Origin of the sequence: Actinacidiphila acididurans, assembly GCF_016918855.1 — a bacterium.
Classification (GTDB): domain Bacteria; phylum Actinomycetota; class Actinomycetes; order Streptomycetales; family Streptomycetaceae; genus Actinacidiphila; species Actinacidiphila acididurans.
In genome coordinates, this window is the sequence record NZ_JADKYB010000023.1 from 14593 (window position 1) to 28884 (window position 14292).

Here is a 14292-nt window from a genome sequence, read left to right on the forward strand (position 1 = left end):
TTCGGTGCGAGTGATCGGCGGCGTGGTCCGTCGCCTTGCCTGCCTGGAACATCTGCGTCCCCCCGTTCGAGTGCGGCCGGTCCCAGTGTTGCTCCGCCGACGGAAATCCGCAGGGATTTCGCTCAGGCGGTCCTCAATGGTGGAAGACGCGTCACCCGGTCGGCCGGTTGCCGTCACGGTTGCGCAACCCGGGAGCGCGACGGCCCGCGACCGACCGTCCGGCCGGGCGGCACGGCGCCGGACACGGCGGAGCCCCCCGGCCGGAATTCCGTGGCCGGGGGGCTCCGCCATGGCGCGCCGTGCGCCGCAGTACCGGTCGTACCAGTGGCACCGCTCGTATACGACTGTCTGTGGGCCGTAACTTCTCTGTCGCCCGTCACCGCCGGCTCAGGCGGCCGGATTGAGCAGCGGCGGCGGTGCCAGCCGTACGCTCAGCACCGGCGCCAGCTCCACCAGCCGGTGCACCCGGTGCGCGGTGATCCCCGGCGGCGCCGGCGCCAGCGGCACCAGCAGGTCGGTCGGGTCCGGCTGCGCGGTGGCGGCGTCCGTCCGGGGTCGGCAGTGCAGCCACAGTGCCAGCATGTACAGACCCGGCACCGACAGCAGATGCGGCTGGTACATGTCCGGCAGTGTCTCCGCCTGCCGCAGCGCCCGCTCGGTGGAGGCCAGGTAGGGGCCCTCGGCGAAGCGCGAGAACACCCAGCCGTCCGCGGTCAGCACGGTCTCGCCCGCAGCGACCACCCGGGCCCCCGCGCTGATATGGAACCGCCAGCCCGCCAGCCGCGCCTGCGGCAGGCCACCGGGGACCCGGGCCGGCTCGAAGACGTGGACGGGCAGCGGGGTCTCGGTGTCCAGCGGCCCTTCCGCGCTGCGCAGCGCGGGCGTCCTCGCCTCTTGGACCGCGGTGGGAGAACTGAGCGCGGCCAGGACGCTCAGCAGGGCTGGAGCGGGTGCAGGGGGGACAAGCAGCGGCATGATGTCGCCTCTCACTTGGAGACACAACGGGACATACTGTGGTGCTGAATGTGGTGCCGGAGGGGTGTCGGCGGTGCCGTCGGTGCGGGGGAGGGGTCCTGCTCAGGCACGTCCGACGAGGGCGGATGCTCTGCCTTGTGCGCGGAGTTTATACGACGCGTGTTCGCTCCGTGTTTCGTGTAGGGGCTGTCAGTATTACGCGCAAGGCGAGAATTCGCCTTCCTGGACGAGGCCCCCACCACATTCCCGCAGGGCAGCGGCCGGGGGCTGGATTATTCTGCCCGCTACGGTCGGCTTGAACCCATCGGTGTTATTCACACCACGTTTACGCAGGTCTCAGGTGAGTGAATGTGCCATTGGAACATGCACGACGGATGCCACCTACCGCAAGCCTAGCGTGCCGACCCGGTCCGCTGTGGACTTATCGATCATTTGGGTGGGCATGCTTGTCCGGAGGAGCCGCACGAGAGGGGACACCCGATGGGGGAGAAGGTCGTCGCCACCGGGTTCGACCTGGCCGACCGGCGCATGTACCGGCACAAGCTGCAGCAGTGCCTGCTGGGACTGGAGCGGCTGCTGGACGAGAAGCGATTCGACCGCCCACGCAATCTGATGGGCCTGGAGATCGAATTGAATCTCGCGGATTCCGCGGGACTGCCACGCATGATGAACGAAGAGGTGCTGGCCCGCATCGCGAGCCGGGATTTCCAGACCGAGCTCGCTCAGTTCAACATTGAAGTGAATATCGCGCCGCACCGACTGTCCGGTCGGGTGCTGGACCGGCTGGCCGAGGAACTGCGTACCGGGCTGGGATATGCCAACCGCATGGCGCGGGAAGTGGGTGCCCACATCGTGATGGTGGGAATTCTGCCCACGTTGGAAGGCCGGGACCTGGTCTCCGCCAACCTCTCCCGGGCCGACCGGTACACGCTGCTCAACGAGCGGATCCTGGCGATGCGCGGCGAGGACATCACCCTGGACATCCAGGGTGTGGAGCACCTCGTCTACACCTCCCGGTCCATCGCGCCCGAGGCCGCCTGCACCTCCATGCAGATGCACCTCCAGGTCACGCCCGGGCGGTTCGCCGCCGTGTGGAACGCCGCCCAGGTGCTGGCCGGGCCCCAGGTGGCGGTCGGCGCCAATTCGCCGTTCCTGTTCGGCCGGGAATTGTGGCGCGAGACCCGCCCGCTGCTGTTCCAGCAGGCCACCGACACCCGCCCGCAGGAATTGCGGACCCAGGGGGTACGGCCGCTGGCCTGGTTCGGCGAGCGCTGGATCGACTCCGCCGCCGATCTGTTCGCCGAGAACGTGCGCTACTTCCCCTCCCTGCTCCCGATCTGCGACGACGAGGACCCGCTGAAGGTCCTCGACGACGGCGGGGTGCCGCGGCTGCGGGAACTGACCCTGCACAACGGCACGGTCTACCGCTGGAACCGCCCGGTGTACGAGGTCGTCGACGGCGTCCCCCACCTGCGGGTGGAGAACAGGGTCATGCCGGCCGGCCCCACCGTGGCCGACGTCCTGGCCAACGCCGCCTTCTACTACGGCCTGGTGCGCGCCCTGGCCGAGGCACCGCGCCCGGTCTGGCAGCGGCTGCCGTTCGGCGCGGCCGCCGCCAACTTCGACGCGGCCTGCCGGGACGGCATCAACGCGGTGCTGCACTGGCCGCGCGGCCGGGGCAGCACGCTCGCCGAGGTCCCCGCGGCCGACCTGATCCGGCAGGAGCTGCTGCCGCTGGCCGCGGCGGGCCTGGACGCGTGGGGCATCGAGCCGGCGGACCGCGACCATTATCTGACGATCATCGAGCAGCGCTGCCGCCGCCGGAGCAATGGCGCGGAATGGCAGGCCGCCGCCTTCCACCGGGGCCTGGAGCGAGGCCTGGACCGCCGCTCGGCGCTGGCCGCGATGACCACGCGCTACAGCGAGCACATGTGGGCCGGTGATCCGGTGCACACCTGGCCGCTGGACTGAGCGGTGAGGGGAGCGACCTGAGCCGGGGCGGGACCCCGGCTCTCCGGAAGCTTCCTAATGCTGTTGTCAAGCGGTTGCAGCTATTGGTGGTGTGATTTGGTAGCACCGATGGTCGCGGATCAGGGCCCATAGGACGTTGACGCGTCGGCGGGCGAGGGCGAGCACGGCTTGGACGTGCTTCTTGCCCTCGGCGCGTTTGCGGTCGTAGAACGTGCGCGAGTTCGGGTCGCAGCGGACGCTGACCAGCGCGGAGGTGTAGAAGACGCGCTGGAGTCTTCGGTGGTAGGTGACCGGCCGGTGGAGGTTGCCGCTGACCTTGCCCGAGTCGCGAGGCGCCGGGGCGACGCCGGCGAAGGCGGCCAGAGCGTTCGGGGAGTCGAACGCGTCCAGGTTGCCGCCGACGGCCGCGAGGAACTCTGCGCCCAGCACGGTGCCGATGCCGGGGACGCTCAGGACGATGTCGGCGAGTTCGTGCTGGCGAAACCGGCCCTCGATGAGCTTGTCCATTTCGGCGATCTGCTCGTTGAGGGCCATCACCTCCTCGGCCAGGGTGTGGACCAGCTTCGCGATGGTCTTCTCCCCGGGGACGGCGGTGTGCTGGCGTTCGGCGGCCTCGACCGCTGCTTCGGCCAGGGCTCGTGCGCCTCGGACTTTGCGGTTGGCCAGCCATGTGGTCAGCCGCGTGACGCCGGCGCGGCGGATGGCGGCCGGGCTCTGGTAGCCCGTCAGCAGTCTGAGCGGGCCGGTGTTGGTGACGTCCAGGGCCCGTTCCAGGGCCGGGAACATGCTCAGCAGGGTGCCGCGCAGGCGGTTGACGACGCGGGTGCGGTCCTCGACCAGGTCGGCCCGGCGTCCGGTCAGCAGCTTCAGCTCGATGGCGGCCTCGTCGCCGGGACGGATGGGCCGCAGGTCGCGGCGCATCCTGGCCTGGTCGGCGATGACGTAGGCGTCGCGGGCGTCGGTCTTGCCCTCGCCCCGGTAACCGTCGGACGCCCGGTTCACCAGGCGGCCGGGCATGTAGAGGACCTCCTGGCCGTGGCTGACCAGCAGGGCCAGCAGCAGCGCGGGCTCACCGCCGGTCATATCGATGGCCCAGGTGACCTCGCGGCCGTCGGCCAGGTCCAGGACGTCGCCGATCAGCTTCAGCAGCTCGGGCTCGTCGTTGGCGACCCGCCGCGACAGCAGTGTCTTGCCCCCGGTGTCCAGCGCGAGGCCGTGATGGTGGCCCTTGCCGCTGTCGATCCCCGCCCATATCCGGCTCATCGTGCTCCTGACGTGCTCGTTCGTTGTGTTCGTACCACGGACGACCTCGCCGGCATTGCTCTACGCAGCGACTTGTTCGCACTTCCTAATCGGCGGCCGAGTCGTCGTGGGGTGCTGAGCGGCGAAGCTTCGTCAGCCATGGATCGGCAGCGGCCTGATAGCCACACCCAGCACCCCTGGGCGACCCAACCCTACGAATGGCTCGATCAACCCGATCAAGAAGGTAGAGCGGCCTGAGCTCTCCATCAAGGCCGGTCTCCGCGGCGCCGCGGAGACCGGCCCGAGCTCTCCCGGGACCGGTCTCGGCCTTACGGGACCGGCCTGAGCCGTACCCGGAGCGGCGGTATGTACAGGGGTGGCTGAGAACCGCGGGGCCGGATCTTCGTATCTTGTTCCGCAGGACCCGATACGCGCGCGGACGGCGCCGGCCGGGACACGGTTCTTGGAGGCCCGCGTGCAGACACAAGCCCCTGAAGTGGAGGCGCCGCTCGAGGCGCGCACGCTGCGCAGCGAGACCTTGATCGTGCTCGCCCTGTCGCTGGGGGCCAGCGGACTCTCGGCGCTGATCAGCTTCATCGGCTCGGTCACCCAGCCCGGCGCGCTGAAGAACCAGGCCGCCACCCTGGTCGGCTCCTACGCGCCGCACCGGCCCTGGCTGGACCTGGCCTGGCAGCTCTTCTACATCGCCACCGCCCTGGCCCCGGTGGCCCTGGTGGCGCACCTGCTGGCCCGCGAGCGGGTGGGCATGGGCGTGCTCGGCTTCGACCTGAGCCGGCCGCGGCGCGACCTGCTGCGCGGCGCGGCCGTCGCCGCCGTCATCGGCGGCACCGGACTGGCCTTCTACCTCGGGGTACGGGCCGCCGGCTTCAACCTCACGGTGGTCCCCGAGTCGCTGCCGAACGTGTGGTGGAAGATCCCGGTTCTGATCGCCTCGGCCGTGCAGAACGCGGTCCTGGAGGAGGTGATCGTGCTCGGCTACCTGCTGCGCCGGCTCGACCAGCTCCGCTGGTCCCCGAACGCGGCACTGACCGCCAGCGCCGTGCTGCGCGGCTCGTACCACCTCTACCAGGGGCTCGGCGGGTTCTTCGGCAACATGGCGATGGGCGTGGTGTTCGTGCTGCTCTACCGGCGGTGGGGGCGGATCGGCCCGATGGTCGCCGCGCACGCCCTCATCGACACCGTGGCCTTCGTCGGATACGCGCTGCTGGCCGGCAAGGTGGGCTGGCTGCCCACCGGGTGACCACCCCCACCTGTCGGTCACGCACCTGCCGGTCAGGGCACCGCGTGCAGTTCCCCGTCGAGGACCGTCACCGCCGAGCCGGTCAGCAGCACCCGCTCGCCGCTCAGCTCGGTGGTGACCAGGCCGCCGCGGGCCGACGCCTGGAAACCGGTGAGGGTGCCCGGGCCCAGGCGGCGGGACCAGAAGGGCGCGAGCGCGGTGTGCGCGCTGCCGGTCACCGGGTCCTCGGGAATGCCGACGGCCGGGAAGAAGCCGCGCGAGACGAAGTCGTACCCCCGCTCCGGGTCCTCGGCCGCCGCGGTGGCGATCACGCCGCGCCGCGACAGCCGGGCCAGCGCGGCCGTATCGGGCGCCAGGGCCCGTACCGTACGCTCGTCCGCGCACTCCACCAGCAGGTCGCCGAGGTCGTCGCCGGTGTCCAGGACGGTCAGCGGCTCGGCGCCCAGGGCCGCGGCCAGCCCGTCCGGCGCCTGCGCGGGGGTCAGCGGGGCCGCCGGGAAGTCCATGGTGATCGCGCCGCTGCCGGCGGCCGTCACCGGCAGCACCCCGGACAGGGTGCGGAACCGTACCGTGCCGTGCGCGGCCCCGGTGGTCCGCAGCACATGGGCCGTCGCCAGGGTGGCGTGGCCGCACAGCCGTACCTCGGTGGCCGGGGTGAACCAGCGCAGCGCCCAGTCCGCGTCCTCGCCGGCGGGCAGCGGGTGGGCGAAGGCGGTCTCGGACAGGTTCACCTCGGCCGCGACCTGCTGCAACCAGGAGTCGGCGGGGAAACCGTCCGCGTCCAGCAGCAGCACGCCGGCCGGATTGCCCGCGAAGGGGCGGTCGGTGAAGGCGTCGACGATTCGGATCCGCATGCGCTGAGCGTAGGGGCAAGCGGCCGTTGACGGGGCGGCGTACGCACCTCATGGCGCCGCCGTCCGCGCCGGAGGGCTGCGGACGGCGGAAAGGACGCCGGAAGACGGTGGCCTGTGGGCCGGCGGGGGGCTCAGGCGTGCTGCGGCATCTCGTTCTTGAGCCCGGACCGGATCATCTCCCGCAGTTCCGGGGAGTCGTTGTGACCGTGCACGGAAACGGCGTGTTCCGAGGCGGCCCGCACCACTTCTTCCTCTTCACCGGAGATGGTGAGGGTGCAGTTCATCTCGCTGGGCATTTCACGGCAATCGGCGACTTTGCGCATGAGGCACCTCCTCCCTTCCCAGTTTAGGCAAGTGGCCTCTGCCCGCATCCGCGGCGTAACGTAACGGAATGTAAGGCAATAACCGTATTGCTCCGTTCTGCGGTCCTCGGTGCGGCGAGAGCCCCCGCGGCGCGCGGCCGGAGGCGGGGGCATGCCGCAGGAGGTGGACACGATGACGGCGGCCGGCGGAGCCGGGCAGGACAGGACCAGGGACGCCGTGGACCAGGACAAGGTGATGGAGTTCCTGGAGCAGGTGATCACCGACGGGGCGGCGGCGGTCGCCGGGCTGTGCACGTCGATCGGCGACCGGCTCGGGATCTACGCCGCCATGGCCGGCGCCGGGCCGCTGGCCTCCCGGGAACTGGCCGGACGAACCGGGCTGGACGAGCGTTACGTCCGCGAGTGGCTGGCCGCGCAGGTGGCCGGGGAGTACATCGCGCACCATGCGGACGACGACACGTACGAACTGAGCGACGAGCACGCGGCGGTGCTGGCCGATCCGACCGTGCCGACGTACGCCGCAGGGATGTTCACCATGCTGCAGTCGCTCTACGGCAGCGAGAACCAGCTGATGGACTCCTTCCGCACCGGCGCCGGGCTCGGCTGGGGCGAGCACGGTCCGGCACTGTTCGAGGGCACCGCGAAGTTCTTCAGTCCCGGCTACGCGGCCTCACTGGTCCCGGAGTGGCTGGCGTCGATCGAGGGGATGACGGACCGGCTGCGGGAAGGCGCGAAGGTGGCGGACGTGGGTTGCGGCTTCGGCTACTCCACGCTGCTGATGGCGCAGGCGTTCCCGCACTCGACCTTCCACGGCTTCGACTTCCACCGGCCCTCGATCGAGGCGGCCCGCGGGCTGGCCGCCGAGCAGGGACTCAGCGACCGGGTGGAGTTCGACGTGGCCACCGCGCAGGACTTCCCCGGCGAGGACTTCGACCTGGTCACCTTCTTCGACTGCCTGCACGACATGGGCGACCCGGGCAGCGCGCTGGCCAGGACCGAGCACGCGCTGGCGAAAGGCGGCACCTGCATGCTGGTCGAGCCGAACGTCTCGCCCACCGTCGAGGACAACATCACCCCGATCGGCCGCGGGCTGACCGCCGCGTCCGTCGCGATCTGCCTGCCCTCCGCGCTGGCCGAGCCCGGCCCGGAGGCGCTGGGCAACCACGCGGGCGAGGACGCCATGCGGCGGATCGCCGACCGGGCCGGCCTCCACCACTGGACGCTGGCCGCCGAGAGCCCCGTCAACCGGGTGTACGCGCTGGCCCGCTGACAAGCGGCGGACGGGCGCAGGATCCGGTTGGCCCTGGGGGACCGTCGCCGCCGCCCGGTACCGCAGGGCCCGTGGCCCGGGCGGCGGACGGTTCAGGCGAAGCGCGGGTCGGTCAGGTCGATGAGGAGAAAATGACCCTCGTCATTGGTGAAGCAGGCCAGCGAGCCCTCGACTTCGGCCCGGACGAAGGGGTGGGAGCTGCCCAGCGTCACCACCCAGACGAGGTTCCCTTCGCTGTCCAGGCGGGCGAAGAAACCGTCCCAGCGAGTGTCGCCCCCACCGCAGCACACATAGCCCGACCCGTCCGGCAGTTCCGCGATGCCCTCGGGACGCCGGTCGAGGTACATCAGGTACTCGGTCCCGTCAGCGAGCAACTCCGCCAGGTCCAGCGCCGGGCCCAGATCGAACCGCTCCTCCCCCGAGGCGCCGGGCCACACGGCCTCCTGCCCGGTTCCGTCCGCCCGCAGGAGCGCGTCGATGGGCACTGCCCGCGCCGACCACGACTCCGCGACCCGGGCCGCCGCTCCTTCTTTCGGCCTGTCCCTCCTGAAGGACCACTTGCTCTGCCACCACTGGGGTCCGTCCAGTCCCGTCCAGTTCGGTCGCTTCGCGAGGCGGGCGATGTAGTCGGCGCCGGTGCCGAAGCAGCTCTGCTCTATGTCGAGGGCCATGGGCCAGCTCCGGGCCATGGCCAGCACGATCTCTTTGGCGAGCGGCCTGTTCCGGTAGCTGATGCCGTAGGACAGGTAGTCGGCCCCGACGTGGCTGCGGATCAGCGCCAGTTCCTCGGGCTCGTAGAGCTCGTCCGGACGGGGCGAGGTGTCGGGGTACACGCTCACGCTCTCTGCGGGAACATCGCGCACGACCGCCAGGGCCCCGTCCTCCCGAGGCCGGACCTCACCGACGTGCGAGAGCGTTTCGACCAGCTGCGCAGGTGTGACGGAGCCGGGGACGCACACATTCACGGTGGTCGACACGACGCGGTCAGCTCCGGCAGGCGGGGGCAGAGGCAGAGGCAGAGGCAGAGGGCAGGGGCGGCAGGCAGGGGGCAGCATGGCGCTCCGTTCATGACCTTCGAACCACGGGCGGGCGAGCCACGAACGAAGCGCGGAGGAAGAGCCTTGCCATCCGATCGCTACCGATATATCGTTGGAGTATCACGAGAGATCACGTAAGATCAGCGAGAGAAGGTGCGACATGATGCGCTCCCAAGGATTCGGACACGCGCACGGGCATTGCGGCCCCGGCCACCACGGGTGGGGCGAGCGCGAAGGACAGCGGGCGGCATTCGGGGCCTTCGGGCCGCCGTGGGGCGGCGGGCCGTGGGGACCGGGCGGCCGGGGGCGCGGCGGACCGCGCGGCCGGGCCCGGCGCGGTGACGTCCGTGCCTCGATCCTGGCCCTGCTCAAGGACCGCCCGATGCACGGCTACGAGATGATCCAGGAGATCGCCGACCGCAGTGGCGGCGCCTGGCGGCCGAGCCCCGGCTCGGTCTACCCCACCCTCCAGCTGCTGGAGGACGAGGGCCTGATCAGCAGTGTCAGTGAAGGCGGCAAGAAGCTGTTCACCCTCACCGACACCGGGCGCGCCGAGGCCGACGCCGGCCCCGAGGCCCCCTGGGAGGACGCGGGCCGCGGCGTCGACTGGGACGCCCTCAACGAGATCAGGAAGGCGGGCGGCGGCCTGATCGAGGCCTTCCGCCAGGTGTGGGCCACCGGCACCCCCGAGCAGCGCGACAAGGCGCTGACGGTGGTCAACGAGGCCCGCAAGAAGCTCTACCTGATCCTCGCCGAGGAGGACACCGGCCCCGGCGACAAGGACGAGAGCTGATCTCGTCCGACGGTCACAGCCGGTCCGGGGCTCAGCCCCCGGACCGGCTCGATCCGCGCACCAGCAGCTTGGTCGGCACGATGTGCGGCTCGGCCGTCCGCTCGGGGCGTTCCGCCTCCCCGTCCAGCAGCGCGCGCAGCGCCGCCACGGCCGCCTCGCCCAGCGCCCGCTGGTCCTGCGCCACCGTGCTCAGCGCGGGCCGGACCAGCGCGGCCGCGTCTATGTTGTCGAAGCCGATCACGGCCAGGTCCCGGGGCACGGCCAGGCCCGCGTCGGCCGCCGCGTGCATCGCGCCGATCGCCATCTGATCGCCGGCCGCGAAGATGGCGGTCGGCGGCTGGTCCACCGACAGCAGCCGGCGCGCCGCGCGCTCCCCGCTGTCCAGGAAGAAGTCGCCCTCGGTCACGTAGTCCGGCGGCACCGTCAGGCCCAGGCGCTGGCACGCCCGCCGGTAGCCCGCCAGGCGCTCGGCGGCCGGCGGCAGGTGCAGCGGGCCGGTGATGGTGGCGATCCGGCGGTGCCCCAGCGCGTACAGGTGCTCCACCGCGGCCTCGGCGCCCGCCGCGTTGTCCGAGCTGATCCGTACCGTGCGCGGACCGGTGAACGCGGTGTCGATGCCGGCGCACGGCACACCGGAATCCGCCAGCACCTGGAGGCACCGGTCGTCCGGCGGCGTGGTCAGCACGATGACGCCCTCCAGATTGTGCCGCCGTACCGCCTGGAGGTAGCTGCCGTCCGGGTCCTCGGTGCCCGGTGTGGTCAGCAGCATCAGGTGGTAGTCGGCCTCGGACAGCGCGGTGCGCACCGCGCTCAGCATGCCGAGCAGGAAGGGGTTGTGCAGCCCCTGCGCCTCCTGCCCGCTGTCCCAGATCAGCCCGATGGTGTCCGAGCGGCGCCGGACCAGCGTGCGGGCCGGCTCGTTGGGCGCGTACCCCAACTCGTTGGCCAGCCGCCGGATCCGGGCCCTGGTGGCCTCGCTGACCTCGGCCCGGTCGTTGAGCGCCCGTGACACGGTGGCGGTCGAGACGCCGCTGCGGCGGGCGAGTTCACGGATGTTCACGAAGGACCCGTTCTGCGCGAGGATGGGGGGACGTTGGGCGGTTCGTGGCTTCCAGCGTGCCGTACGAACGCATTGTGCGTACAGTCTTGACGATCAGTTAGGGCGAGGACAGACTTCCCGGCACTCGGAAACGTTTACGGCTGTCGGTCCCCTTTGCCGGGACCCCGACCAGGACGGGACGCCTGTATGCCCGCGAACGACGTACGACTCGACCGGCCGGAACCACGCAGGAGACGCATGCGTGTCAAGGACCTGCCGCTCAAAGGACTGGTGACGTTCGGGGTGGCGGCCGCCTGCGTGGCCGCCGTCGCGTCGGTTCCGGCCCAGGCCGGCGACAACCCGACGTACACCAACCCCAACGCCCCCGTCGAACTGCGCGTCCATGACCTGCTCAAGCGGATGACGCTGGCCGAGAAGATCGGCCAGATGGACCAGATATCCGTGGTCCGCATGCAGGGCGACTGCCAGTGGAGCGGCGGCGACTTCACGCCCTCGTGCATGAAGACGGTGCTCAAGGACAACGCGGCCGGCTCGATCCTGTCCGGCGGCGGCGCGGGCCCCTCGGTGAACACCCCCGGGAACTGGGCCACCATGGTCAACGCCGTGCAGAAGTACGCGGTGGAGAACTCCCGGCTGCACATCCCCGTGCTCTACGGCGTGGACGCCGTGCACGGCCACAACAACGTGCTGGGCGCCACGATCTTCCCCCAGGAGATCGGCATGGGCGCCACCTGGGACCCGTCCGTGGTCAACGCCGAGGGCGCCTCCGCCGCCCGGGCGGTCGCCGCCACCGGCATCGACTGGAACTTCGCACCGGTCGCCGACCTCTCCCGCGACCAGCGCTGGGGCCGCTACTACGAGACCTACGGCGAGGACCCGCTGCTGGCCGGCTCGCTGGCCGCCGCCGCCGTCAAGGGCATCGAGAACGCCGACGGCGCCAAGCACGTGGCCGCCACCGTCAAGCACTTCGCCGGTTACTCCGTGCCGTCCAACGGCCACGACCGCGTCCCGGCCGACGTCTCGCAGCGCTACCTCCAGGACACCCTGCTGCCGTCGTACAAGGCCGCCGTGCAGGCCGGCGCCCAGACGGTGATGGTCAACTCCGGCGCCGTGAACGGCATCCCGGCGACCTCCTCGCACTACCTGCTGACCGACGTGCTGCGCAAGCAGTGGGGCTTCCAGGGCGTGGTGGTCAGCGACTGGCAGGACGTGCGCGCGCTGCAGGACTCGTACCACATCGCCGCCGACTACCCCGAGGCGATCGCCAAGGCGGTCAACGCGGGCCTGGACATGGCGATGGAGCCCTACGACGCGCAGGGCTGGAGCGACGGTCTCAAGGCCGCCGTGGACCGCGGCCTGGTCTCCGTCCAGCGGATCGACCAGTCCGTCGAGCGCATCCTGCGGCTGAAGCTCCAGCTCGGCCTGTTCGAACACCCCTATGTGGACGCCTCCAAGGCCGACGCCCGGGTGATCGGCGCCGACACCGACCTGGCCCGCAAGGCCGCCGACGAGTCGCAGGTGCTGCTGCGCAACGACGGCAATGTGCTGCCGATCGCGCCGTCCGCGAAGAAGATCGTGGTGGCCGGCTCCTACGCCGACGACATCAACGACCAGCTCGGCGGCTGGACGGTGGGCTGGCAGGGCGTGCCCGACGGCGTCAAGGCGCCCGGCACCACCGTGCTCCAGGGCATCAAGGAGGCCGCCCCGTCCGGCACCCAGGTCGTCCAGGCCAAGACCGCCGACGACGCGGTCGCCCAGGCCGAGGACGCGGACCTGACCGTCGTCGTGGTCGGCGAGAAGGCCGCCGCCGAGGGCGCCGCGGACGCGCCGCGGCCCGAACTGAGCGCCGACCAGCAGGCGCTGGTGAAGTCGCTGAAGGCCACCGGCAAGCCCGTGGTCACCGTGATGATCGCCGGACGGCCGCTGGTGCTCGGCGACGCCGACGGCACCCAGGGACTGCTGATGTCCTGGCTGCCCGGCAGCGAGGGCGGTCACGCCGTCGCCGACGTCCTGTTCGGCAAGGTCAACCCCAGCGGCCGGCTGAACGTCTCCTGGCCCAAGGACATCGGCAACGAGCCGCTGTACTACCAGCAGCTCCCCGGCACCAACAGCGGCCCGGAGTCCTCGTACGACGCGGCCTACCCGTTCGGTGCGGGCCTGTCGTACACCAGCTACTCCTTCGGCCCGGTCACCGCCTCCTCGGCCACCGCGCGCACCCGCGACACCCTGCACCTCAAGGTCGCCGTGGCCAACACCGGCAGCCGCGACGGCGACCTGGTGGTGCCGGTCTACGTCTCCCGGCCCAACGCCGACGTGCTCGCGCCGCCCACCAAGCTGGTCGCCTTCACCAAGGTGCACCTGGCCGCCGGTGAGTCGCGCACCGTCTCGCTGGACGTGCCGCCGAGCATGCTCGCCGTCACCCCCGGCGACATCAACGGCGCCGGCCCGCAGCAGGTCGAGCCCGGTACGTACGTCTTCAAGGCCGGCACGCAGAGCACGACCGTGACGCTGCACTGAGGCGCTGGTCGTCGGCGCTGAGCCGTAGCGGCTGAGCTGTACGGCCGCCGGACACCGGGCCGCGGACGGGAACCTCCGTCCGCGGCCCGGTGCGTGTGCGGGGGCGCGTACCGGGTTTTCCGCGCCCGTCGGCCGGGCGCGCGGGCCGTGTCCTGCCGGTCGCATACGGTGGCGGGTGCGCGGGCGGCGAACGGTGGCACGCGCGCGACGCGGGAGCACGGACGGCGGAGGCGGCATGGACGGCAGTGGCGGCACCGGCAGTGGCGGTACGGGCAGCGGCGGCGCGGGGGAGCGGGCGGTGCCCGGCGACGCGGAACTGCTGGCGATGCTGCGGAAGGCACCCGTGCTGGCCGGGCCGTTGCCGGACTTCGACCCGCAGAGCGCGCCCGCCGCCCCGGGACCGCTGCTGGCCGCCTGGTTCGCCGACGCGCTGGCCGGCGGCGTGCCCGAACCGCAGGTGATGACGCTGAGCACGGCCGGCGCGGACGGCGAGCCCAGCGCGAGGGTGCTCATCCTGCGCGGCCTGGACACCGCCGACTGCGCCGCCGACTTCGCCTCCGACGTGCGGGCCCGCAAGGGACGCGACCTGACGGCCAATCCGCGCGCGGCCCTGACCTGGTACTGGCCCGCGCAGGGCCGGCAGATCCGGCTGAGCGGACCGGTGACCGTACGCGACGAGCAGGCCACCCGGCAGGACTTCCTCGGCCGCAGCGAGGCCGCGCGGATCGGCGCGTTCACCGGTACGGTCAGCGAGCCGCTGTCCGGGCCCGCCGAGTGGGAACGCGCACACGAGGCGGCCCGGGAGTTGCTGGCCGCCGATCCCGGCCGGGTACCCGACACGCACACCGTCTACCGACTGCGCGCCCAGGAAGCGGAGTTCTTCCAGGGCGACCCGCGGCGCTTCCACGTACGGGTACGGTATGCGCGCAACGACCCGGGCTGGACCCGGAGTTTGCTGTGGCCATGACTCATCCCCTGGGAGGAGACGA

At 71.5% G+C, this 14292-nt stretch carries 12 protein-coding genes; 6 read left to right on the plus strand and 6 right to left on the minus strand.

What is annotated here, in order from left to right:
- Positions 1–387: 387 nt before the first annotated feature.
- Complete coding sequence (locus ITX44_RS32290; protein ID WP_205361872.1) at positions 388–975, minus strand: hypothetical protein; 588 nt, start codon at positions 973–975, stop codon at positions 388–390.
- A 480-nt stretch (positions 976–1455) separates the two neighbouring features.
- On the opposite strand from ITX44_RS32290, the gene ITX44_RS32295 reads away from it, so the two are divergent.
- Positions 1456–2946 (plus strand): glutamate-cysteine ligase family protein, encoded by a 1491-nt coding sequence (locus tag ITX44_RS32295; protein ID WP_205361875.1) that lies wholly within the window; start codon positions 1456–1458, stop codon positions 2944–2946.
- A gap of 66 nt (positions 2947–3012) precedes the next feature.
- Here ITX44_RS32295 and ITX44_RS32300 read toward each other — a convergent pair whose 3' ends face one another.
- The gene (locus ITX44_RS32300) at positions 3013–4209 is read right to left on the minus strand and encodes an IS110 family RNA-guided transposase (protein ID WP_205361877.1); all 1197 of its coding nucleotides are present in this window, start codon (positions 4207–4209) and stop codon (positions 3013–3015) included.
- Between the two features lie 454 nt (positions 4210–4663).
- Between ITX44_RS32300 and ITX44_RS32305 the strand changes: the two genes are divergently transcribed.
- On the plus strand, positions 4664–5449 hold the full coding sequence (locus ITX44_RS32305; RefSeq protein WP_307795594.1) for a CPBP family intramembrane glutamic endopeptidase: 786 nt from the start codon (positions 4664–4666) through the stop codon (positions 5447–5449).
- A 32-nt stretch (positions 5450–5481) separates the two neighbouring features.
- Here the strand turns inward: ITX44_RS32305 and ITX44_RS32310 are convergent, their stop codons facing one another.
- Both ITX44_RS32310 and ITX44_RS32315 read right to left on the minus strand, forming a co-directional pair.
- The gene (locus ITX44_RS32310; RefSeq protein WP_205361882.1) at positions 5482–6303 is read right to left on the minus strand and encodes a PhzF family phenazine biosynthesis protein; all 822 of its coding nucleotides are present in this window, start codon (positions 6301–6303) and stop codon (positions 5482–5484) included.
- A gap of 131 nt (positions 6304–6434) precedes the next feature.
- On the minus strand, positions 6435–6626 hold the full coding sequence (locus tag ITX44_RS32315; protein WP_205361883.1) for a DUF1059 domain-containing protein: 192 nt from the start codon (positions 6624–6626) through the stop codon (positions 6435–6437).
- 151 nt (positions 6627–6777) lie between these two features.
- Between ITX44_RS32315 and ITX44_RS32320 the strand changes: the two genes are divergently transcribed.
- Entirely contained in the window at positions 6778–7896 is a 1119-nt protein-coding gene (locus tag ITX44_RS32320) for a class I SAM-dependent methyltransferase (protein ID WP_372441054.1), read from the plus strand.
- A gap of 92 nt (positions 7897–7988) precedes the next feature.
- Here the strand turns inward: ITX44_RS32320 and ITX44_RS32325 are convergent, their stop codons facing one another.
- Positions 7989–8873 (minus strand): hypothetical protein, encoded by an 885-nt coding sequence (locus ITX44_RS32325; protein ID WP_205361885.1) that lies wholly within the window; start codon positions 8871–8873, stop codon positions 7989–7991.
- A gap of 223 nt (positions 8874–9096) precedes the next feature.
- On the opposite strand from ITX44_RS32325, the gene ITX44_RS32330 reads away from it, so the two are divergent.
- Positions 9097–9726 (plus strand): PadR family transcriptional regulator, encoded by a 630-nt coding sequence (locus ITX44_RS32330; RefSeq protein ID WP_205362062.1) that lies wholly within the window; start codon positions 9097–9099, stop codon positions 9724–9726.
- A gap of 31 nt (positions 9727–9757) precedes the next feature.
- Here the strand turns inward: ITX44_RS32330 and ITX44_RS32335 are convergent, their stop codons facing one another.
- Positions 9758–10786 (minus strand): LacI family DNA-binding transcriptional regulator, encoded by a 1029-nt coding sequence (locus ITX44_RS32335; RefSeq protein WP_205361886.1) that lies wholly within the window; start codon positions 10784–10786, stop codon positions 9758–9760.
- A 237-nt stretch (positions 10787–11023) separates the two neighbouring features.
- Here ITX44_RS32335 and ITX44_RS32340 point away from each other — a divergent pair, with 237 nt between their 5' ends.
- Complete coding sequence (locus ITX44_RS32340; protein ID WP_205361887.1) at positions 11024–13303, plus strand: glycoside hydrolase family 3 N-terminal domain-containing protein; 2280 nt, start codon at positions 11024–11026, stop codon at positions 13301–13303.
- A gap of 235 nt (positions 13304–13538) precedes the next feature.
- Positions 13539–14270: a pyridoxine/pyridoxamine 5'-phosphate oxidase gene (locus tag ITX44_RS32345; protein ID WP_236062111.1), complete on the plus strand. Its 732-nt coding sequence runs from the start codon at positions 13539–13541 to the stop codon at positions 14268–14270.
- The last annotated feature ends 22 nt before the right edge of the window (positions 14271–14292 follow it).

What these genes read in the sequence shown, in the direction of transcription:
- ITX44_RS32295 (WP_205361875.1), top strand. Translation starts at nt 1,456, where the DNA reads ATGGGGGAGAAGGTCGTCGCCACCGGGTTCGACCTGGCCGACCGGCGC.
- ITX44_RS32345 (WP_236062111.1), top strand. Translation starts at nt 13,539, where the DNA reads ATGGACGGCAGTGGCGGCACCGGCAGTGGCGGTACGGGCAGCGGCGGC.
- ITX44_RS32330 (WP_205362062.1), top strand. Translation starts at nt 9,097, where the DNA reads ATGCGCTCCCAAGGATTCGGACACGCGCACGGGCATTGCGGCCCCGGC.
- ITX44_RS32315 (WP_205361883.1), bottom strand. Translation starts at nt 6,626, where the DNA reads ATGCGCAAAGTCGCCGATTGCCGTGAAATGCCCAGCGAGATGAACTGC.
- ITX44_RS32320 (WP_372441054.1), top strand. Translation starts at nt 6,778, where the DNA reads ATGCCGCAGGAGGTGGACACGATGACGGCGGCCGGCGGAGCCGGGCAG.
- ITX44_RS32340 (WP_205361887.1), top strand. Translation starts at nt 11,024, where the DNA reads ATGCGTGTCAAGGACCTGCCGCTCAAAGGACTGGTGACGTTCGGGGTG.
- ITX44_RS32310 (WP_205361882.1), bottom strand. Translation starts at nt 6,303, where the DNA reads ATGCGGATCCGAATCGTCGACGCCTTCACCGACCGCCCCTTCGCGGGC.
- ITX44_RS32300 (WP_205361877.1), bottom strand. Translation starts at nt 4,209, where the DNA reads ATGAGCCGGATATGGGCGGGGATCGACAGCGGCAAGGGCCACCATCAC.
- ITX44_RS32290 (WP_205361872.1), bottom strand. Translation starts at nt 975, where the DNA reads ATGCCGCTGCTTGTCCCCCCTGCACCCGCTCCAGCCCTGCTGAGCGTC.